Genomic DNA, 21,946 nt, shown 5'->3' on the forward strand with positions numbered 1-21,946 from the left:
CGCGTTCGCGGGGCAGACCGGAGTGCTACGGACCGGACATCGCCTCACGCAGGCTGCGCGGGCGCAGGTCGGTCCAGGTCTCCTCGACCCAGGCCAGGCAGTCGGCGCGGGTGCTCTCCCCGAACACCACCCGCCAGCCGGCCGGGACGTCAACGAACGTCGGCCACAGGCTGTACTGCTCCTCGTCGTTGACCAGCACGTAGAACGTGCCGTTCTCGTCATCGAACGGGTTGGTGCTCATCTGTTCTCCTCGTCGATCGGGTCGAATGGTCCGGTGCCGCATCGGGGTATCGGCTCCCCAGCACGCGGTCGGACAGCAGCCCCAGACAGCTCAGGTTCGGGAATCCGGGGCCCTGGGTCAGACCGGCCAGGCCGGGCAGGAACAGTTTGGGCTCGACACCGCAGACGGCGAGGTCGTGACCGATCGACTCCTGCAGCGCGTCCCCGGTCAGCGGCCGCCGCAGTCCCAGTTCGAGCAGATCACGGGCATCCTGGCTGAACAGCGGCAGAAACCACATCGAGTCGGCGCCCGAGCCGTCGATGACGAGGTCGAACCCGTGCACCGTCTCCAGACGCTCGCCCCCGCGATCGGTGCTCAGCGTCAACCGGATCCGCTCCTCGCGTGCGACGGCGTGGGCGACCCGGCCGCGCAGGTGCCGGATCCGGTCGTCGGCGAGCAGCGCGTCCTGCACCCTGGCCGAGAAAACCCCGCGGTCGGTGCGGGCCAGCGCATCCCGGCGCTCGGCCATCGTCAGGCTCGACCAGTCGGTCGGGTCCGAGAACAGCGTGTTCTCGAAGAAACCCTCGCCGCGGGTGAACAGGGTGACCTGCGGGGAGATCACCGTGATGGTCGAAACACGATGTCGGAAGAGCTCGTTGAGCATGGAGGCAGCCGTCTCGCCGCCGCCGATGACGGCGACCCGTTCGGCGACGATGAGTTCGTTGCGCGCGGCATGCTGCCAGAACTGTGCGATCGACAGCACGCGCGAATCGTGCGGCAGGATGGAGCGCTGCGCCTGGCCGGGGCCGGTGATCATCACGCCGTCGGCGTGCACCGTCTGCCCGCCGGTGGCCAGCGCCCAGCGCTGACCGTCCACCGAGATGCGTTCCACCTCACCGGTGATCACCGACATCGCCACCCTGTCGGCGACCCAGCGCAGATAGCGACTCCAGCCCCAGTGCGTCGGTGCCGGACGTCCGCGGTCCACCCATTCGGCAAACTGGGCGCTGGCGATCAGATAGGACTGCCAGCTGTGCCGGGTCATCCGTTCGTCGAGTTCAGCGTTGCGCCGCGGGACGAGCGACGAGCGGTACGGGAACCCGACGTCCTTCTCCGGGCTGGTCCCCAGGCGGTGCTGGCCGTCGGTCCAGCCGCCGACGGCCTGCCAGTTGGCTGCGACGGTGCTGCGCTCGATCGCCACGACGTCGGGGACGTCGACGCCCATGTCCCGCAACACGGCGGCTTTCGCGGCGACGGCGACGGCTTTGGGGCCGGCGCCGATGACGGCGAGCGTTTGTCCGGCGGCCGCGTTCACAGTGCCTCCCCGAGGATGATGACGGCGCGCCGCCAGTGGTCGGTGAGACTCTCGACGTCCTCGATGCTCGACAACCGGTCACTCCACCGCCAGCTGGTGCGCAGCTGGGGGCCCTCAGGGCTGCCGTGGACGACCGAGATGACGTCAAACGTATAGCGCAGTGGCAGTTCGGGTTCCGGTGAGATCGGCATCAGCCCGTTGAGGCTGCTGTCGGTGACCAGCGACCACTCGGTGGCGGTCTGGTCCGCGCTCAGGTCGTAGCGGCCGATGTAATTGAACTCCACCTGGGGACCGGGGAGGCGTGCCAGGTCCCCGTCCGGTCCGCCGTTTGGGGGGTAACGCAACAGCCCGTAGTCCATTCCCCGGTTCGGCACGGCGGCCAGCTGGTCGGTGACCGCCCGCAACAGGGTCCGGGCCGCTGCCGGATTGCGCTCCGCGGCAGCGACGTCGATCGCCGCCTCCCCCGCTCCGAGCCGCACCGGGAACACCGAGGTGAACCATCCGACGGTGGCCGACGTGTCGACCGAACCCGCAGGACCCGAGACCACCGCGTCCTCCCTACCGTGCCCTTCGAGGGCGATCAGCGCCCCGTGGTGTGCCGGTTGGCCGCGGGCCACCCGCGACGACGCGATGGTGATCGTGAGCGCGGTGAGCAGGAAGTTCCGCATCTCGATGCCCGCACTGTCCAACCGGCTGAGGATGTTTCGGGTGGTGGCGGGGTCGGTGAGGATATCGGTCAGGTGCAGCGACGCCCAGGTGTCCCGCGCCGGGTCGGGCAACCGGCTGCCGAGCACCGGGTCGGGGGCGGTCAGCTGCCGGACCCAGTAGTCACGTTGTCCGGCGACTTCCGCTGAGCGGCTTCGTTGTGCGAGCAGTGCGGTCCACTGCCGGTAGGTGGTGTATTCGCCGGCCTGCCCGGGGGTGGCGCCGGCCTCGATCTCGACAGCCAGCTGCATCAGCGCCCCGAGAACGACGTACCAGGACACCACGTCGGTCGCCAGGTGGTGCACGCACAGCATCAGCACCGGCGGTTGCGCGTCGAACCAGACGGCCTGCACCATCGAACCGTCGGCCGGATCGATACGGTCCAGTGCGGCAACAGCTTCGGCTGCGACGACGTCCTGCAAACCTTCTGGTCCGACATTCACCCGGGTCAGCACGTCGCCGGCTGCGACGGCACCGGGGGGACGCGTGGCGAGTCGGTACCCACCGGTGGTGGTGTCGAGGACCGAGCGCAGCATGTCGTGGCGGTCCAGCAGCGCCTGCAGGATCTGTTCGAGGCGGCCTGCGGGTATATCGGACGGCAGCGCGATCAGCACATTCTGGGTGAACCGGCGGAAGTTGCCGTGCTCGTAGAGCCACGACATGATCGGCGCGGGGGTGACCGTCCCGTACCGGCCGGGGGTCACCGGGGCGGGCTCGGGTTCCGAGACGCCGGAGTCGATCGCCGCTGCGAGCTCACGGATATTGGTGCATTCCAACATCAATCGGGCCCGCATCTCGATACCGCGACGGCGGGCCGCCTGTACCGTCGTCAACGCCACGATGCTGTCCAGCCCCATCTCCAGAAAATCGGTGGTCACCGCGACCTGGGCACCGTCGAGCACCTCGGTGAGCAGCTCGACCAGGGCGGCCTCGGTCGGGGTCTGCGGCAGCGACGACGGCCCTTCCGATTCCGGCGAGTCCACGGTGATCGCCGCCAGGGCGGCTTCGTCTATCTTGCCGTGCGAGGTCAACGGCAGCTCGTCGACCACGATGATCTCCTGGGGCACCATGTAGCGCGGCAGCCGTGCCGCCAGCCACGCCCGCAGTTCGGTGATCACCGGCGGCTGTGCTCCCCCGGTGACGTAGGCGCTCAGCCGCGGTCCCCGGCTGCGTGCCCGCGGGGTGACGTGGGCGTCGCGCACGTCGGGATGGCTCTGCAGCACAGCAGCGATCTCGCCCGGCTCGACCCGGAAGCCCCGGATCTTGACCTGGTCGTCGGCTCGGCCGAGGAACTGCAGACCGCCGTCGGCGCCGCGGCGCACCACATCACCGGTGCGGTACATCCGGGATCCCACCGTGAACGGATCGGCGACGAAGCGGCCCGCCGTCTCGGCAGCCCGACCGAGATAGCCGCGGGTGAGCTGACCGCCGGACAGGTACAGCTCACCGGTGACCCCGTCGGGCACCGGGCGCAGCCACGCGTCGAGCACGTGCGCGCAGGTGGTCGCGGTCGGGCGTCCGATCGAGGGCCGCTCGTGGGAATCGATGGCGGCGACCACCGCCTCGACGGTCGTCTCGGTCGGTCCGTAACAGTTGAACGCGGTCATCCCGGTGCGGGCGCATTCCTCGCCGAGCAGGCGCCAGGTCGCGAGGTTGACCGCCTCGCCGCCGAGCGCGAGCACCGCGAGCGGCACGGTGCTGAGCAATCCGACGTCGTGCAGCTGCGCGAACATCGACGGTGTGGTGTCGAGCATGTCGATGCCGTAGCGGCCGATGGTCTGCACCAGGGCTTCGGCGTCGCGCTGGACGTCGTCGCCGACGATGTGCACCGAATGGCCGTCGAGCAACGCAGCCAGCGGCTGCCAGGCGGCGTCGAACGTGAACGACCAGGCGTGGGCGACCCGCAGCGGCCGTCTGACCCGCTCGGCCGCGGGTCGCAGGACGTGCTCGACGTGGTCGTGGGCGTAGCCCAGCACGGCGCCATGGGTGCCCACCACCCCTTTGGGCCTGCCCGTGGTGCCGGACGTGAACACCACGTAGGCCGCCTGCGCCGCGGGCACCTCCGCCGGCCGGTAGTCCCGCGGCGGCTCCGGGTACGACGACGCGGACGCGGCGACGAACGCGTCGTCGATCACCACCCGCGCACCGGACTGCTCGAGGATGTCGCCGACCCGCTCGGCGGGCATCGCCGGGTCGAGCGGCACGATCATCGCCCCGGCCTTCAGCACGCCCAGCATCGCGACGACGTAATCCGGACCCCGGGAGAGCATCACGGCGACCGCCGTCTCGCGCTGCACGCCGACGTCGAGCAGCGCCGCGGCCACCCGGTCGGCGGCCTCGTCGAGCTCCCGGTAGGTCAGCGCGCCGCCGTCCCACGTCAGCGCCTGCGAACCCAGCCGGCCGCCCGCCACCTCGGTGAACCTGGTGTGCACACCGGTGACCGACCACCCACCGGACGAGGTCGGCGCCGGGGGCGGGTCGCTCTCGGCAGGTAGCAGCACACCGACGTCGCGAAGCGGCCTGTCCCAGTGACTGATCAGCCGCTGCGCGGTGTGCAGCACGCGCCGACCGAGCTCATCAGGCGGCAACAGCCCCAGGGCGCCGTCGAGCACCTCGACGAACACCGTGAGCTCCTCCCCCGCCAGGTGCGCCGCGATCGTCACCGGGAAGTGCGACAAGCTCTCCAATGCCGCCGGGATGAAGGTGGCGCCGTTGGCCGGGAACTCGGCGGTGCCCACCACCCCGCCCGGTGGGAAGTTCTCGTAGACCAGCAGCGTGTCGAACATCTCGCCGATGCCGGCGAGCGCGCGCATCTCGGAATGGCTGAGATAGCTGTGCTCGCGCAGCGCCGCGGCGTCGCGTTGCAGCGCCACACACTGACTGCGTGTGGAGGCGGCAGGGTCCAGCCGCACCCGCAGGGGCACTGTGTTGATGAACAGCCCGACCATCCGTTCCACGCCGGCGAGCTCACCGGGACGGCCGGACACCGTCACACCGAACGTCACGTCGTCGCGATCGGTGATCACCGACACCACAGTGGCCCAAGCCATCTGAATGAGCGTGTTCACGGTGACGCCACGGGTCCGGGCCGCCTCGACCAGCTCCCGGGTGGCCGCCGCGTCGAGCGTGACCTCGGTGAGCTTCGGGCGACCCGCGGGGGGCGCAGTCGACGTCAGCGCCGGGGTCAGCAGCGTCGGTGCGTCCACACCGTCGAGGTGGCGCCGCCACACCTGGCGGCTGAGGTCCTGGTCGCGCTGGGCGAGCCAGCCGATGTAGTCGCGGTAGGGTCGCGGCGGTTCCGGCAGCGCGGACACGTCCCCGCCGGCGCGGTACAACGTGACGAGCTCACCCATGAACAGCGGCAGCGACCAACCGTCGATGACGATGTGGTGGGCGGTCACCACGAACCGCCAGCGCGCCGGCGATTCGATGAGCAGGAACCGGATGACCGGCCCGCGGGCGAGGTCGAACGCCGTTGCCCGCTCAGCGGATTCGATGGCCTCTACGCCCTCGTCGGAGTCCACCGTGACGTGCCGCCACGGCAGCTCGACCCGGCTGGGAATGACCTGGACCGCGCGGCTCAGGTTGCCCTGGACGAAGCTGGCCCTCAGGTTGGCGTGGCGCGCCAGCAGCGCTGCGGTGCACTGCCGCAGCAGCTCCACGTCGAGCGAGCCCGTGACATCGGCGGCCATCGCGATGAGGTACGGGTCGGCGTCACCGGTGGTGCCCTCGGTCAGTGTGGCCATGGAGAACAGGCCCTGCTGCAGCGGGCTCAACGCCAGCACATCCTCGATGGCCGGCGGTTGCACCTGCGGTTGTGTCTGCGTCATCCGGTGCTCCACGCCGCGGTCAGCTCCGAGAGTTCGTCCTCGGAAAGGCCCGAAGCCGACATCGGCGCGTGATGGGTGTCCTCGGCCACGACGGCCGATCCCCCGCCCGCGCCGCTGTCCACCGCGGCGGCCAGTTCGGCAACCGCGGGGTGCTCGAACACCATCCGCGCGGTCAGCTCCATCCCGGCGTCGCGGGCGCGGGCAGCCAGTTGCACCGCCAGCACACTGTCGCCGCCGAGACCGAAGAAGTCGTCGTGCCGCCCGACGTTCTCGGCGCCGAGCAGATCGGACAGCAGCTCCGCAAGCGCACGTTCGGTGTCGGTGCCCGGCGCCTCCCAAGCCACGTCCGGGGTGTCCGGCGGGATCTCGACGGCTGCCCCGGCGCGGATCTCGCCACCGACGATCTCCAGCCGGCCGTCGTCATCCCACCGGGCGCGATCCCCGGTGCGGTACAACCTCGCCCCGGGCACATTACGGAATGGACCGGGCACCAGCCGAGCCGCCGGGTCGTCGGGTCGATGCCAGCAGGCGGCCGAGAACGGACCACCGGAGAGATACAGGTCGCCGAGCACCCCCACCGGGACCGGGGTCAGGTCGGCGTCGAGCACATACACCTGCGCCGGGCCCGCGGCCGTGCTCCACTGCCCCAGGATCCGTTGTTGCTCCTCGGCTGCGAGGATCTCGACGTCGCCCACGGTGCGGTCGGGATTCTCTGCGAACGCGGCGATGACCCGGCTCAACCAGCCGGCCAGACGCTCCACGGTCCGGCGGGTGTAGAGCTCCGGGCGGTAGATCAGATGCCCCCGGTAACCGGCCCGCTCGGCAGCGCCGTCGGATTCCTCTCCGGCCAGGAAGTTCACCGACAGGTCCGCCTGGGCGATATCGAAAGTCGGCTCCAGTGCCGTGAACTCGGTTTCGGCGTCGATGCGCTGACGCTGCGGCAGCTGCTCGCGGACATGCACGACCACCTGGAACAGCGGATTGCGCGCCAATGTCCGCGGAGGGTTGACCGCGTCCACGATCTGTTCGAACGGCAGATCCTGATTCGAGTAGGCCGACAGCGCCATGTCTCGGGCCCGCCGCAGCACATCACGCAGAGTAGGGTTGCCGCTCAAATCGTTTCGCAACACCACGAAGTTGACGAAGAACCCGACAAGGCGCTCCAGCTCGGTCTCCGACCGGCCCGCCACCGGGGTTCCCAGCGGAACGTCGTCACCACCGCCGGCCTTGTACAGCACCACGGCCACCGCCGCCTGCAGCAACATGAACTCGGTGATGCCCAGATCTCGGCACAGCTCGGCCAGCTTGTCTCGTGTCTGCCCGTCGATGCTGAACTCGACAGCGTCCCCCTTGCCGCTGGGCAGCCTGGGACGGGCGAAGTCCAGAGGCAGCCCGGCCTCCACCGGGGCGCCCTCGAGCTGGCGGCTCCAGTACTCCCGCTGCGGTCCGACTATCCCTGCTTCTTCGTTCAGCAGATCTACCTGCCAGGCACCGTAATCGGTGTACTGCACCGGTAGCGGAGCCCAGTCCGGCTGCTTCCCGGCCTTTCTCGCGCGGTAGGCCGTGACCAGATCGGTGAACAGCACGCCGCCCGACCAGTGGTCTCCGGCGATGTGGTGGATCACCAGCGACAGCACGTGCTCACCGGTGCCTGATCTGCTGGCTCCGCCGTCGGCAACACTGAGCACCGCCGCCCGGATCGGCCAGTCCCGCTCCAGATCGAAGGCATGTCGGCGTTCCTTCGCCAGCTCGTCGCGCAGCCATTCCTCGCCCGACCCGCGGGCCCGCCGCACCGCGACCTCGGCGGGCGGATTCACGACCTGGTAAGGGGTGCCATCGATCTCGCGGTAGGTCGTGCGCAGGATCGCGTGCCTGTCGACCACGTCGCGGATCGCGGCGACGAATGCATCGACGTCCACCGGACCCGACAGCCGCGCAGCGAACGGGATGTTGTTGATCGGCGTGGGCCCCTCGATCCGGTAGCCGAACCAGGACCGCAGCTGCGACGACGACAGCGGTGCGGGACCGTCGTGTGACCTCGCGACCAGTCTCGGCCTCGCCGAACCGGTCTCACCGGCGGTCAGCGCGTCGATGTGGGTGGCCAGCCGCGCGACGGTGCCGAGCTCGAAGATGTCGCGCACCCCGACATCGACACCGAACCGGGACCGTAGCTCGGCCACCAGCTTGGTCGCCAGCAACGAATGCCCGCCGAGGTCGAAGAACGAGTCGTCCGCACCGACCTGGTCGTGGCCGAGCAGGTCGGCGAACACGTCCGCGAGTTGCCGCTCGGTACCGGCGGCCGGCTCACGGAACTCGTTGTCCACCGACATCTCCGGCGCGGGCAGCGCTTCGCGGTCGATCTTGCCGTGCGCGGTGATCGGGATCTCGTCGACGACGACGTAGCCGGCCGGTGTCATGTACTCGGGCAGTGCCGCCGCTACCCGGGCGCGAACCCGGTCGACGTCGACTGTCGTCCCGTCGGCTGGGGTCAGGTAACCGACCAGGCTCTTGCCGAGATGTGGCAGATCGCTGACGACGACAACGGCCTGCCCGACGCTGGGGTCGACCGTGATCGCGGCGGCGACGTCGCCGAGTTCGATGCGGAACCCGCGGATCTTGACCTGTTCGTCGGCGCGGCCGACGAACTCGAGGTCTCCGTCGGCGTTGCGGCGCGCCAGGTCCCCCGACCGGTACATCCGGGCACCCGGTGTGAACGGATCCGCAACGAACCTCTCGGCGGTCAGCCCGGGCCTGCGGTGGTAACCGCGGGCGACATGGGTTCCGCCGATGTAGATCTCGCCGATGGAGCCGACCGGCACCGATTGCAGTGCATCGTCGAGCAGGTGCAGCGTGGTGTTGATCTTGGGTTTGCCGATCGGGACGATGCGGGTGCCCTGCCTGCCCTCGACCTTGAAGCGCGACGCGTTGATCACGGTCTCGGTGGGCCCGTAGAAGTTGTGCAACAGCGCGTCGAAGGTGGCATGGAACTTGTCGGCGACCTCGCCGGGCAGTGCTTCGCCGCCGATCGGCACCCGCTGCAGGGTGCGCCACTGGTTGACGCCGGGAAGCGACAGGAACAACCCCAGCAGCGAAGGCACGAAATGCATTGCGGTGATGCCCTCGTCGCGCAGCAGATCGGTGAGGTAGCCGATGTCGCGCAGCCCGTCGGGACGATGGATCACCAACCGGGCACCGCACGCCAGGGTGCCGAACACCTCGGCGATGGACACGTCGAAGCTCGGCGAGGCCACCTGCAGCAACCGGTCGCTCGCGTCGACCTGGTAGTCGCCCTTGAACCAGACGAAGTACTCGGCGACGGGCCGGTGCGGCACCGGAACCCCCTTGGGCAGACCGGTGGATCCGGAGGTGTAGATGAGATAGGCGGTGTTCTCCGGACGCAGCGGACGCACCCGCTCGGTATCGGTGGGGTTGTCGCAACGGTACCCGTCCAGTCCCGACACAGGCTCCCGGACAACCTGTTTCGCGTCACAATCGCCGAGGATGAAGTCCAGTCGGTCCTGCGGATACGTCGGGTCGATCGGCAGATACACCGCACCGGCCTTGAGCACACCGAGCGCCGTGACGACGAGTTCGGGTGACTTGTCGAGCAGCACCGCAACCCGGTCCTCGGTGCCGACGCCCTGCCCGATCAGCCGGTGCGCGACCCGGTTCGCCTGTTCGTTGACCTCCCGGTAGGTGTAGTGGCGCCCTTCGTACACCACCGCCGTCGCCTCGGGGGTGCGTGCGACCTGCGCCTCGACCAGGTCGCACAGGGTCGCCGGCGGGGTGTCGAACACTTCGCCGTGAGACATCTGCCGCAGCCATGCGGTGTCGGCGGCACCCATCAGGTGCAGATGACTCAGGGTGGTGTCCGGATCGGCCAGCGCACTGTCGAGCAGCACGATGAAATGGTCGAGGAGCTGCCTGGCGAGCTTAGGCTCGAAGATCTCCACCAGGTGCTCGAGTTCGACGAGGATCGCCGATGCGTCGAACTCGACCATCAGACCCAGTGGCAGGTGGGTCAGGTGGGCGCGCAGTTCGGCGCGTTCGCAGTGCACCCCTGCCGGGGTGAAGCCGTATCGGTCCGGGCCGCGGAACCCGAAGCTGACCCGGGTCATCCGTTCGGTGCCGTGGCGCCGGTCGGGGTTGAGTTCGCGCACCATTCGGTCCAGGCCGACGCGCTGGTGGGCGAACGCGCCGAGCGCGGTCTCGGTGGTCTCGGCCAGGAACTGCCGGAAGGTGACCTCCGACCGCGGCCGCATCCGCATCGCCACCGTGTTGCCGAAGTAACCGATGACGTCCTCGGCGTCGCCAGTGCGATTGAGCACCGGGGTGGCCACCAGGAAGTCGTCGGCGTGGCTGTAGCGGTGCACGAGCACCCCGAAGACGGCCAGCAGCACCGCATACGGGGTCGCCCCCGCGTCGTTGGCCAGCTCCGTCACCCGGGCGGCGACATCGGCGTCGAGGCGCACCGTGGCGCGCTGCGACCGCCAGCTCGTCGGCACCGCCGAACCCGTCGGGCCGGGCAGCTCGAGTGGCTCGGGCGGGTCGGCCATCACCGCGCGCCAGTACTCCACGTCCGCCTCGTCGGAGGCGGTGCCGGTGACGACGGCGGGAGGCGCGGGCGCCAGCTGCGCCCCGTCGTAGGCGCGGGTCAGGTCGGTGAAGAACACCTCCCACGATCCGTCGTCCCAGGCGATGTGATGGGCGACCAGCAGCATCACCAGCTCCGTTGGGCCGGTGCGGATCACGGTGATCCGCAACGGCGCCTCGGTGCCGAGGTCGAACGGCGCGGCGAACTCGCGCTGCGCCAGCACCTCGAGCCGGAGCTGGCGGGCCCGCTCGGACAGTTCCGACAGGTCGTGCTCCGCCCACCCCGGCTCCAGGCCGGGGTGCACGGTCGGAACGGGGACCCCGGTGTCGATGCCGGAATCGGTGACCTCGGTGCTGTACGTGGTGCGAAGCACGCTGTGCCGCCGCGCAACTGCGTTGACGGCCTCATGCAGCCGGGCCAGATCGACGTCGCCGGTGAGACGGTAGGACAGGCAGACGTTGAGCAGCGCGCCGCTGGGGTCGGCGGCGTGGACGAACCACATCCGCAGCTGACCCTCGGACAGTGCCGGGGTGTCGGCCGCGGTGTCCGCCGGCGCTGCGGCGTCACGGAGGCCGCGCTCCTGGAGCCTGCGGCGCAACAGCTCCAGTCGCTGCTCGTCCAGCCGTGCTCCGGCGTCGATGTCAGTCACGCGAAGATTCCACCTTCTCTGAGAGTTCTGCTATCAAGTCGGTAGCGGTGATCCCGCCGAGCAGTCTCGCCAGCGGGACGGTGTGCCCGGTCAGCCGTTTCAACCGCTTCCGCAGGTCCAGCGCCAGCAACGAATCGACGCCGAGGTCGAACAGCGACGAGTCGAGGTCCAGCAGGTCGGCCTCGACGTCGAGCACGGCGGCAAGCTGACTGCGCACCGCGGCCGGGGCGGTCGTCGCCTCGCCGTCGCCGACCATCTCGTCGGGACTGGCCGCCGGAGCCACCAGTCCGGGGAGTCCGGCGCCTCCGGTGTCCGGGCCTCCGAAGAACATCTGCAGCCGGACCGGGTCGGCCGCAAGCACCAGTGGGTCTTCTCGGTAGTCGTGCAAACCGGCGGCCACGGCGAGTCCGGGTGACATCTGGCGCAGCCCGGTGCGTTCGACGCGCGCGATCTCGGCCGCGTCGACGATGCCGCTACCCTCCCACAGACCCCACCGCACGGCGGTGCAATGGTGTCCATCGGCACGCAGCCGGGCGGCCATCACGTCGAGCATCCGGTTCGCGGCGGCGTAGGCCGCCACTCCTTTGCCTCCCCACACACCGGTCACCGACGAGCACAACATGATTCGCGCATCGGTGGCCAGCGGCCACAGTTTGGTGAACCGCGCAAGTCCTGCGAGCTTCGCCGCGGACATGTCGACCAGCGACCTACCGGTGATGCCCGAGCGATCGGCGAACGATGCGATTCCGGCTGCGTGGATCACCAGGGTCGCCGCGCCGCCGGCATGCGCGACAGCGGCACCGGCGAGCTGGTCGGCGTCGGTGATGTCGCAACGGGGCGCGACGATCTCGGCGCCGTGCTGCGCGCTGAGATCGGCCAGCACCGCGGGATCGCCGCCGCGGCGACTGAGCAGCACGATGCGCCTGGCGCCGCGGTCGGCCAGGGTGCGCGCGAAGTTCAGCCCGATCGCACCCGAGCCGCCGGTGATCACGACGTTGTCCAGTACGCCGGAGTTCGCCGGCCACGGCGATGCCGACGAGGCGTCCTCGCCGAGAGTCCGCCGATAGACGGCGGGGCCTGACGGCTCCCGACGGACCGCCAACTCGCCGGTCTCCCGCAGCGCCACATCCACCACCGCGGCGAGCAGCGATACCGGGTCCTGCGCGGGCAGGTCCACGTGGTGGAAGCTCTGGTCGGCGAACTCGAAGCCGAGGCTGCGGTGCATCGCCGCCACGGCGGCCTGGCCGGGGTCGGGGACCGGATCGGTTTCTGCGACCGTTTCGGCGCCCACGGTGACCAGCCAGACGTCGCGGCATCGGGGACCGAAAGCGTCGACATAGTCCAGCAGGCCGGCGTCGATCCGGTCGGCCAGATCGGAGACCACTCCGGCGATGTCGGTCGACGCCGGCGGAAACGCCACGGCGAGCACCACTTCGGCGGCGGCCGCGTCGGTGAGCGCTGCGCCGTCGCAGGAGTCGACGACGTCCCGCAGCGCTGAGACGAGCGGCCCGTCGTGCTGCAGGCCGAGGACCGCCACCGACCGTGTCGTCCCGGCGGGGTGCGTGCGTGGCAGGTGTTGCCGCCACCTCTCGGCGACGACGGTCAGTGACGGTGCCGGCGGAAGCGGCTCCGCTGTGGCCCAGAGGTGTTCGGAGCGCATCGGTGCGCCGGGGAAGCCGCGCAGCGGTTCGGGCCGCCCGTCGAGCAGGTCGGCCCACCGATACCCGGGATCGGCGACCGCAGCGGCGGTGATGTTGGCTGCCAGGCAGTCGGCGATCGGCTGGTCACGGTGGCCCGAACCCACCACCACTGCCGGGTCGGCGCCTTTTTCGGCAGCGCGTTCGGCGGCGTCCTCGACGGCGAACAGCAACGACGGGTGCGCCGACATCTCGACGAATGTCCCTGCACCTCCGGCGATCGCAGACTGTGCTGCCCGGTCGAAGCGAATTGTGTTGCGCAGGTTGGCATACCAGTAGGGGCCGAAATCGGTGCCCGCCGCCACCAGGGCACCGGTGGCCGAGCCGATGAATTGCACCGCCGAGTCTCCGAACCCGGCGTGCGGCAGCCGGCGCAACAGCTCGTCGCGCTGGGGATCCATGGCGCTGGTGTGGGCCGGGAAGCTCATCGCGAGCTCGCGGGCGAACAGCCCCCGCGCGGTGGCGGCCGCTACCACCGACCCGATGGCGTCCCTGTCTCCGGCCACCGCAACAGATTCCGAGGCGTTCACCGCCGAGAGCTCCAACCAGCCTGCGGTGGCGTCGATCAGTTCGGCGGCCCGCGCCGGGTCCACGCCCAGCACCGCCACGCCGTTGCGGCCGGGGATGGCCTCGATCGCGTGCGCCCGCGCGGCGATCACGGCGATCGCGTCATCGAGGGTGATGACCTCGGCCGCGTAGCCGGCGGCGACCTCGCCCAGGCTGTGCCCGAGCGTCAGGTCCGGCACGATGCCGCAAGACCGCCACACCGAGGCCAGCGCGACCGAGTGGACGAACTGTGCGCCCTGCAGTTCCAGCTGGGACACCGTGTCGGTTTCGGTGTCGGCGCCCGCGTCGATGGTCAGGAACGCCAGCGGCGAAGGCAGTCCCGCAGCCAGGAACGCCGCATCGAGTCGGTCTGCCTCGGCGCGGTACCCGGGCACCGACCGGTACGCGTCGGCGCCCATCCCCGGCCACTGACTTCCCTGTCCGGGGAACACGAATGCGGTGCGCGCGGCGGTGCGGCGTCCGCAGCGTTCGACGAGCGGGTGGGGTCGCCCTTCGGCGACGGCCCACAGTCCGGCGGCGAGCTCGTCACGGTCGGCGGCCCTGATGACCGCACGGTGGCGCCGTACCCGCCTGGTGGCGATCAGTTGTGCAGCGACCTGCGCGACCTCACACCGGTGTCGGTCCAGATAGCCCGCGAGCGCCGTTGCGTCGGCGCCGAGCAAGCTTTTGTCGTGCGCGCTCAGCAGCACCGCCACGCGGCCATCGGGCAACCGGCTCGACACCATCAGGCCGCGCTGCCTTCCGCCGCGTGCGCGGGTACCGCGACCACGACATGGGTGTTGGTGCCGCTCATCCCGAACGCCGACACCGCCGCGAGCCGGACACCGTTCACCGCGGGCCATGGTGTCGACTTGTCGGCGAGGCGCAGACCTTGTCCGTCCCAGTCGATCTCGGTGCTGCGATCGTCGACGTGCAGGGTCGCGGGCACGGTGGCGTGTTCGGCGGACAGCAGCACCTTGGCCAGCCCGAGCGCGCCCGCGGCGGCCTGGGTGTGTCCGACGTTGGACTTGACCGACCCCAGGAACGGCCCGTTGCCGGGGGTGCCGGCGCCGTAGGTCGCGGCCAGCGAGTTCAGCTCGACGCGGTCACCGAGGCGGGTGCCCGTGCCGTGGCCTTCCACCATGCCCACCTCGTCGACGTCGACGTCGGCCGCGCTGAGCGCCCGCTGGAACAACCGGACCTGCGCGTCCTGGCTGGGAGCCGTCAGCCCCACCGACCTTCCGTCGGAGTTGACGCAGCTGGCGCGCACCTCGGCGAGGATGCGGCGGTGCTCCCGCCGCGCCGCCGACCTGCGCTGCAGGACGAACATCGCGGCGCCTTCGGCCCACACGGTGCCGCTGGCATGGGCGCTGTAGGGCCGGCAGTGACCGTCGTCGGACAGTGCGTGTTGCTTGGAGAACTCCACAAAGTACCCGGGCGAGCCCATCACACAGACCCCGCCGGCCAGCGCCAGGTCGCAGTCGCCGGACCGCAGTCCCTGCACGGCGACGTGGAACGCGGACAGCGCCGACGAACACGACGTGTCGACGGTCATCGCGGGTCCTGCCAGCCCGAGCGTGTACGCGATGCGTCCGGAGATCACGCCCAGCGAGGTCCCGGTGATGAGATGGCCGCTGTGATGGGAGAATTCGGCCATCGCCGGTCCGTACCGCATGTCGGAGGCCCCGACGTAGCAGCCGACGTCGTGTCCGGACAGATCGTCGGGGTTGATGGCGGCGTCCTCCAGCGCGTGCCAGGCGACCCGCAGGGCGACCCGCTGCTGCGGATCCATCGCGATGGCCTCACGCCGGGATATCCCGAAGAACTCCGGGTCGAACGATCCCGCAGCGGAGAGGAACCCGCCGAGATCGTGGATGCGTTTGAAACCGTCCCGGCGCGACCCGTCGAGTAGGTCGCGGATCGACCAGCCCCGGTCCTCGGGGAACGGCCCGAGCGCCTCGCGCTGCTCGGCGAGCAGGGTCCAGTAGTCGTCGGTGTTGTCGACTCCCCCGGGTGCCTCCAGCGCCATCCCGACGACGACTACCGGGTCGTCGGTCATGTGCAGCTCACCAGTTCGGCAACTTCGTCGAGGTGGTCACCGACGTAGAAGTGGCCACCGTCGAAGACCGTGAAGGTGAACGCGGCATCGGTGTGGAACTCCCACTGACGCAACAGGTCCTGCTCGACGCGGTGGTCGTCCCGGCCGCCGACGGCGTGGATGTCGGCGTGGATTCGGACGTGTCGATCGCAGGTGTAGCGGTTGAACGCCTGGTAGTCGGCGCGGACCGCGGGAAGCAGCAGTTCCAGGAAGTCCTCGTCGTCGAGCAGGCTCGCGTCGGTTCCACCGAGGTCGACGATGTCGGCCAGCAGTTCGCGGTCGGTGGTGGGCACCGGGCGCGAGCCGGCGACCGTCGAGGGGGCCTGGCTCGCCGAGGCCCACAGCTCCCGGACGGTGCCACCGTGGTTCTCGGCGATCCGGGTGAACTCGAACCCGACGAGCGCGCCCATGCAGTGCCCGAACAGTCGCAGTGGCCCGAGCCGCGCCCAGTCCGCGGCAGCGAAGATCTCGGCAGCCATCCCGCCGACGGTTTCGGGTGCCGGGTCGGCCAGCCGCTCGCCGCGTTGCGGATACTGCACGAGGTAGGTGTCGACACCGCGGGCCGCCAGCGCCAGCGCGAAGGTGCGGTAGGCCGCGGCGGCGCCGCCGGCGTGGGGGAACACGAGCGTCGCGGTTCCGCGCTCACCGGGAAACCGCTTGATCCACGGCTTGAGATCGACTCGGCTTTGCTCGCCGATCATCGAGCGGGTGCCGAGCTGGTCTCGAGCGCCGACACGACCTCACCGATGTCCATCGCGGTGACCTCCAGGTACAGCTGCGCCACCTCCGCCAACCGGTTGTCATCGGTTTCGCGTGCGGTCAGTCGGGCCGCCAGCGCCGCGACGGTGCGGGTGGCGAAGATGTCGGCGACCATCACCGTGGGGGTGTCCAGCCACTTCCGGATCCGGGCCACCACCTGGGTGGCCAGCACGGAATCCCCGCCGACGGCGAAGAAGTCGTCGTCGGCGCCGACTCCCGGCCCCGCGTTGTCACGCCCGAGCACCTCCCCGATGATCCCGGCCAGCGCGGACTCCAGCGGCGTCGACGGAGCACGGTAGCCGACGCCGGCACGGACGTCGGCGGCGTCCAGCCGGCGCGCCACGGCGACCCGGTCGATCTTGCCTCCCGCGGTGAACGGGATCTTCTCGGCCGGGATGACGAGCTGCGGAATCATGTGCGGGGGAACGAATTCGGCCATCTCGGAGACAACCGCGTTCGGGTCGACCGCGGCCTTCCCGTCGTCGGCGGTCACGAGCGCGGCCAGCACGTCGCGGCCCCCGTCGACCGTCACCACGGCAGCCACCGCGGCGTCGACGCCCGGGACGCGCCGCAGTGCGGCCTCCACCTCGCCGAGTTCGACCCGGTAGCCGCTGATCTTGATCCGGTGATCGGCCCGCCCCACGAACTCGATGACACCGTCGGGGTGGTAGCGCACCAGGTCACCGGTGCGGTACCAGCGCCTGCCGTGATGGGTGACAAATCGCTCGGTGGTCAGATCCGGCCGGGCGCAGTAGCCCCGCGCGATCCCGCGGCCACCGACCCACAGTTCACCGGGCACCCAATCGGGACAGTCCCGGCCGTCGGGACCGACGACGCGGCATACGTTGTTGGGCAGTGGCACCCCCAGCGGCACCGACGTCCACTGCTCGGGGAGTTCGGCGACCTCACAGATGGTGTTGTGCGTGGCGGTCTCGGTGGCGCCGCCCAGGCCGGCGAACCGCACCCCGGGAGCCCGGTTGCGCAGCGCACGCACCATCTGCGGCCTCACCCAGTCGCCACCGGTGGGCACCACCCGTACCGAGGACAGATCGCCGTCGACCTCCAGCAGCATCTCCAGCCAGCCCGGCATGAAGTGCAGCACCGTCACCCGGTGCTGCTCGATCAGCCGCGCCCAGGCGTCCGGGTCCCGCCGGTCCGCCTCGTCTACGACGACGATCGAGGCACCCGCGCGCAGCGTGGCGAACACGTCGAGCACCGACAGATCGCATTCCAGCGTCGACAGCGCCAGGCACCGGTCCCGGGGTCCGATCGCGAAGTGCGCGTTGATGAAATCCACGGTGTTCATCGCGGCGGCGTGCGGCATCTCCACACCCTTGGGCTCTCCGGTCGACCCGGAGGTGAACAGGATGTACGCCAGCTCCTCGGGGTCGACCGCAGCCGGGGTGAACCCGGTCTCGCGGCGCCCCACCCGGACCGCTTCGGCGACGGTGAGCCCGCACCGGCCGGGGATGGGCGCGTCGCCGCAGGCCAACACCATGCGCGCGGCGCTGTCTTTGAGCATGCGGTCCGAGCGTTCGGCGGGGTGGTCGACGCCGACGGGCACGTAGACCGCTCCGGCGGCCGTGATCCCGAGCAGCGCGACGACCTGTTCGAAGTTCTTGGGCCCCATCACCGCGACCGGGTCACCGCGCCGCACGCCGGCCACGGTCAACGCCGCCGCGACCGCGAGCACCTGCTCACGAAGTTCGCCGTAGGTCAGGTCGCCGTCGCTGCTGTACACCGCCGGGGCGTCGGGGTGGGCGGCGGCGTGCCGGAAGAAGCCGTCGTGCAACGCGTCCCCGCTGGGCGGGGCCGTCTTCGAGTTGACCCGGTCGCGCACCGCCTGTTGCGCCGCGGTGACGGCGGGCAGATCGACAGCGTCCCAAGCGCTCTCATCGGTAGCCAGTCGCTCGAGCTCGGCCAGGTGGTGGGCGAACATCGCGTCGGCGACACCCGGACGGAACGCGTCTTCGCGAACGTCCCAGTTGATCATCAGGCCTTCGGCCACCGGGGTCGCCTGGGCGTCGAGCAGCACCTGCGGCCCCTGTGAGATGGTCCACACCGGCCTGCCGAACTGCGCGGTCACCTCGCCGGCGAACAGGTCGCCGAGGCCCAGCGCGCTGGTGTAGACGAAAGGCGCCAGCGTCGGGGTGCCGTGGTGTCGGGTCAGGTCGCGAAGCACCGACAAGCCCGAGTAACTGGAGTGCCGCGCCGTGGTGTGCAGGGTCTCCTGCGCCACCCGTGCCCGTTTGAGCGGGGTGTCGGCATCGCTCAGGTCCAGGTCGAGCATCAGCGACGAGGTGAAGTCGCCCACCAGCTTGTCGACATCGGGATGAAACTGTTCGCGCCCGAACATGGGCAGGTTCAGCAGGAAACGGCGGCTCGTCGACCACCGCGCCAGGGTGCCGGCGTAGGACGCCGCAACCGCCATCGCCGGGGTGATGCCGCGGCGGTGCGCCGCGGCGAACAGCGCATCCCGGGTCGCGACGTCGAAGACGTGCCAGCGGCGCGTCCCACGACGCGGATCGGCCTGCTCGGCGCGCGGGACCAGCGGCAGCGCAGGACCTTCCGGAAGGTGCGGGACCCGCTGCGCCCACCACTGCCGGTCCTCGTCGGACTCCGAGGTCGTCGACGTCAGCGCGGTGCGGTACTCCCGGTAGGAGTAGCCCAGTTCCGGCAGGTCTCCCCCGCGGTAGAACACCGCGAGGTCGGACATGAAGTTGCGATAGCTGACCGCGTCGGCGGCTTGCATGTCGAGATCCACGTGCAGGCGGGTGCGGCCGTCGGCCAGCAGCGACAATGAGAGCTCCAGCACCTCGCCGCGCAGCAGCTGGTGTGACTTCTCGTCGCGGATCTCCTCGAGCCGGCGTTGCGCCTCGGCGACGTCGAGGTCTCGCAGATCGTGGACCTCGACCGGCAGGCCGCGCTCACCGATGCGCTGAGTGCCGTCGGGCAGGATGTCCACCCGCAGCATCGGATGCCGCGCCGCGAGCTTGGCCGCCGCAGTGCGCAACCGTTCGGGGTCCACTGCGGCGCCGTCGAACTCGACGTACAGGTGGGCGGCGACGCCGCCGAGTTGCTGATCGTCGTTGCGTCCCACCCACAGGGCGTGCTGGATGGGCGCGAGCGGGAACGGTGTGTTGTCCTCGGCCGCATCGGTGGCCGGGTCGGCCGCGGACGTCATGGTGTCGGCTGCCGGTGCCGGGCTGTTCGCGGCGATGAGATCCGCCCACGCCTGCACGGTGGGGTTTTCGGCCAACGCCGCGAAACCCACGTTGACGCCCTGCCGGCGCCAGCGACCCGACAGTGACATCATCCGGATCGAGTCCAGACCCGAGGCGATCAGATCGGCCTGCGGATCCAACTCATCGGGGCTGACCCCGAGAAGCTCGGCAACCTCGTCGTGGACCGACTCCGGTCGCGCCGCTGTTACACCCACCAATCCTCCTCGACTGCCTCCAGAATTAAGCCCAGGCTGCCCTAACTTCGTGGAGGCTACCCTATATTCGGGTGACCGAAAACTCCTACCCAGAGCGGCGATTTTGACTGATGAGCACGGGATTCCTGCCTGAACAGGGCGATCACCAGCGCCTCGGACCCGGTGACGGGCCGGGGCACACCGACTTGGCCGATGGGTTCGTCCCGTTCCCACCCGATCGAGCGGAGTCATACCGCCGCGCGGGCTACTGGACGGGCCGTCCGCTGGACTGTCTCCTCACCGACGCGGCGGCGACCTGGCCGCAGAAGGCGGCGATCGTCGACGCCACGTCGAGCTACACATTCGCCGAGCTCGACTCCGCGGCCGACCGGGTCGCGGCCGCCCTGGCCGACCGGGGCATCGCCGAGGGCGACCGAGTGCTGTTGCAGCTACCCAACTCCTGCCGGTTCGCTCTCGCGCTGTTCGGGCTGCTGCGCGCCGGCGCGGTGCCGGTGATGTGCCTGCCCGGACACCGGACGGCCGAATTGGGCCATTTCGCCGAGGTCAGCGGTGCGGTGGGGCTCATCGTCGCCGACCGAGCGGCCGGCTTCGACTACCGCGAGATGGCCTCCGCGCTGACCGCCGAGCACCCCGCGCTCCGCCACGTCTTCGTGGACGGCGACGTCGACGGTGGCCCGTTTTTGTCATTTTCGGACCTCGTCGAGTTCGACGGCCCACCGGTTCGACGCCGACCGGTGGATCCGGCCCTTCCCGCGCTGCTGCTGGTGTCGGGCGGCACCACCGGGCTTCCCAAGCTCATCGCGCGCACCCATGACGACTACGTCTACAACGCGCGGGCGTGCGCCCAGGCCTGCGACATGACCGGTGACGATGCCTACCTCGTGGCGTTGCCCGCCGGGCACAACTTCCCGTTGGCATGCCCCGGCCTGCTCGGCTCGATGACGGTCGGGGCCACCACGGTGTTCACCGCCGACCCCAGCCCCGAATCGGCGTTCGCGTTGATCGACCGACACTGGATCACCGTGACCGGCCTGGTGAACGCGCTGGCCAAGGTGTGGGCGCAGGCGTGCGCGTGGGAACCGGTGCTGCCCACGTCGCTGCGGTTCGTCCAGGTGGGTGGCTCCCGGATGAGCCCCGAGGAGGCCCGTTTCATCCTGGACAACCTGACGCCCGGCATGTCACAGATCTTCGGCATGGCCGAAGGGATGCTGAACTTCACCCGGCCGGGTGACCCGGTCGACGTGGTCGTGCACACCCAGGGCCGGCCGATGTCGCCGCACGACGAGATGCGGGTCGTCGACGAGAACGGCGACGAGGTGCCCGCCGGGCAGGAGGGCGAACTGCTGGTGCGCGGGCCCTACACCCTCAACGGCTACTACCGGGCTGCCGACAGCAACGCCCGCTCGTTCTCCCCCGACGGCTTCTACCGCACTGGCGACCGGGTGCGCCTCTTCGCCGACGGTCCGCGGGCCGGCTACGTCGAGGTGACCGGCCGGATCAAGGACGTGATCCACCGCGGCGGCGAGACCGTGTCCGCAACGGACCTCGAAGACTATCTGCACACCCACCCGGCGATCTACTCGGCGGCCGTGGTCGCCCTACCTGATGACTACCTGGGTGAGAAGATTTGCGCCGCAGTGATCTTCAGCGGCAAACCGGTCACGCTGGCGGAGCTGAATGCGTTCCTCGACGACCGCGGTGCCTCGACCCACGCACGGCCGGATGTGCTCGTGCCGTTGAGATCGCTGCCCACCACCGCCGTCGGCAAGGTCGACAAGAAAAAGGTCGTCGCCCAGATCACGATGACGTAATCCGCTGGCCGAAGGGCGAAGGTCCCTAGTACCCGCACTACCCGCAGCGCACGCTGGGCAGGTAGCGGCGGAAGGGAGCCACCAATGACCGAAGCGACCACGGTGTACTGCAAGGTGTGCGGCCACGCGAAGGAACATCACGACCTGAACGTGCATCTGGAAGCCGGAACCGACCACGCCAAGGCCCGCGGCGAAGCCGGCCGGGGCCACGGTGCGTGTCGTGACATGTCCTATGGCGACCACCCCTGCGTCTGCCTGGAGTACCAGAGCTGGACCTGACGGT

Annotated in this window: 10 protein-coding genes; 2 read left to right on the forward strand and 8 right to left on the reverse strand. The window is 70.1% G+C overall.

What is annotated here, in order from left to right; all coding sequences use genetic code 11:
* Positions 1-25 precede the first annotated feature (25 nt).
* Genes G6N53_RS22300 through G6N53_RS22335 form a run of 8 tightly spaced genes read right to left on the reverse strand, consistent with a single transcriptional unit; the run spans position 26 to position 19,852 of the window.
* Positions 26-241 (reverse strand): MbtH family protein, encoded by a 216-nt coding sequence (locus G6N53_RS22300; RefSeq protein WP_163892262.1) that lies wholly within the window; start codon positions 239-241, stop codon positions 26-28.
* Entirely contained in the window at positions 219-1,535 is a 1,317-nt protein-coding gene (gene mbtG, locus G6N53_RS22305) for an NADPH-dependent L-lysine N(6)-monooxygenase MbtG (RefSeq protein ID WP_163892265.1), read from the reverse strand. Before mbtG ends, G6N53_RS22300 begins: the two co-directional genes overlap by 23 nt.
* Complete coding sequence (locus G6N53_RS22310) at positions 1,532-6,070, reverse strand: non-ribosomal peptide synthetase (protein WP_163892268.1); 4,539 nt, start codon at positions 6,068-6,070, stop codon at positions 1,532-1,534. Before G6N53_RS22310 ends, mbtG begins: the two co-directional genes overlap by 4 nt.
* Positions 6,067-11,313 carry a non-ribosomal peptide synthetase gene (locus tag G6N53_RS22315; RefSeq protein ID WP_163892272.1) on the reverse strand — a complete coding sequence of 1,749 codons (5,247 nt, stop codon included), beginning with the start codon at positions 11,311-11,313 and terminating at the stop codon, positions 6,067-6,069. The genes G6N53_RS22310 and G6N53_RS22315 overlap by 4 nt, the downstream gene beginning before the upstream one ends.
* Positions 11,306-14,302, reverse strand: coding sequence for a mycobactin polyketide synthase MbtD (gene mbtD / locus G6N53_RS22320; protein WP_163892275.1), 2,997 nt, complete (start codon positions 14,300-14,302; stop codon positions 11,306-11,308). The genes G6N53_RS22315 and mbtD overlap by 8 nt, the downstream gene beginning before the upstream one ends.
* The gene (locus tag G6N53_RS22325; RefSeq protein WP_163892277.1) at positions 14,302-15,615 is read right to left on the reverse strand and encodes a beta-ketoacyl [acyl carrier protein] synthase domain-containing protein; all 1,314 of its coding nucleotides are present in this window, start codon (positions 15,613-15,615) and stop codon (positions 14,302-14,304) included. The genes mbtD and G6N53_RS22325 overlap by 1 nt, the downstream gene beginning before the upstream one ends.
* Entirely contained in the window at positions 15,612-16,355 is a 744-nt protein-coding gene (locus G6N53_RS22330) for a thioesterase II family protein (RefSeq protein WP_163892279.1), read from the reverse strand. The genes G6N53_RS22325 and G6N53_RS22330 overlap by 4 nt, the downstream gene beginning before the upstream one ends.
* Positions 16,352-19,852 (reverse strand): non-ribosomal peptide synthetase, encoded by a 3,501-nt coding sequence (locus G6N53_RS22335; RefSeq protein ID WP_163892282.1) that lies wholly within the window; start codon positions 19,850-19,852, stop codon positions 16,352-16,354. The genes G6N53_RS22330 and G6N53_RS22335 overlap by 4 nt, the downstream gene beginning before the upstream one ends.
* 110 nt (positions 19,853-19,962) lie before the next feature.
* On the opposite strand from G6N53_RS22335, the gene G6N53_RS22340 reads away from it, so the two are divergent.
* Both G6N53_RS22340 and G6N53_RS22345 read left to right on the forward strand, forming a co-directional pair.
* Positions 19,963-21,663 carry a (2,3-dihydroxybenzoyl)adenylate synthase gene (locus G6N53_RS22340; RefSeq protein ID WP_163892304.1) on the forward strand — a complete coding sequence of 567 codons (1,701 nt, stop codon included), beginning with the start codon at positions 19,963-19,965 and terminating at the stop codon, positions 21,661-21,663.
* Between the two features lie 84 nt (positions 21,664-21,747).
* Positions 21,748-21,942 carry a hypothetical protein gene (locus G6N53_RS22345; protein WP_163892307.1) on the forward strand — a complete coding sequence of 65 codons (195 nt, stop codon included), beginning with the start codon at positions 21,748-21,750 and terminating at the stop codon, positions 21,940-21,942.
* Positions 21,943-21,946 lie beyond the last annotated feature (4 nt).

The organism is Mycolicibacterium hippocampi, assembly GCF_010723735.1.
Taxonomy (GTDB): domain Bacteria; phylum Actinomycetota; class Actinomycetes; order Mycobacteriales; family Mycobacteriaceae; genus Mycobacterium; species Mycobacterium hippocampi.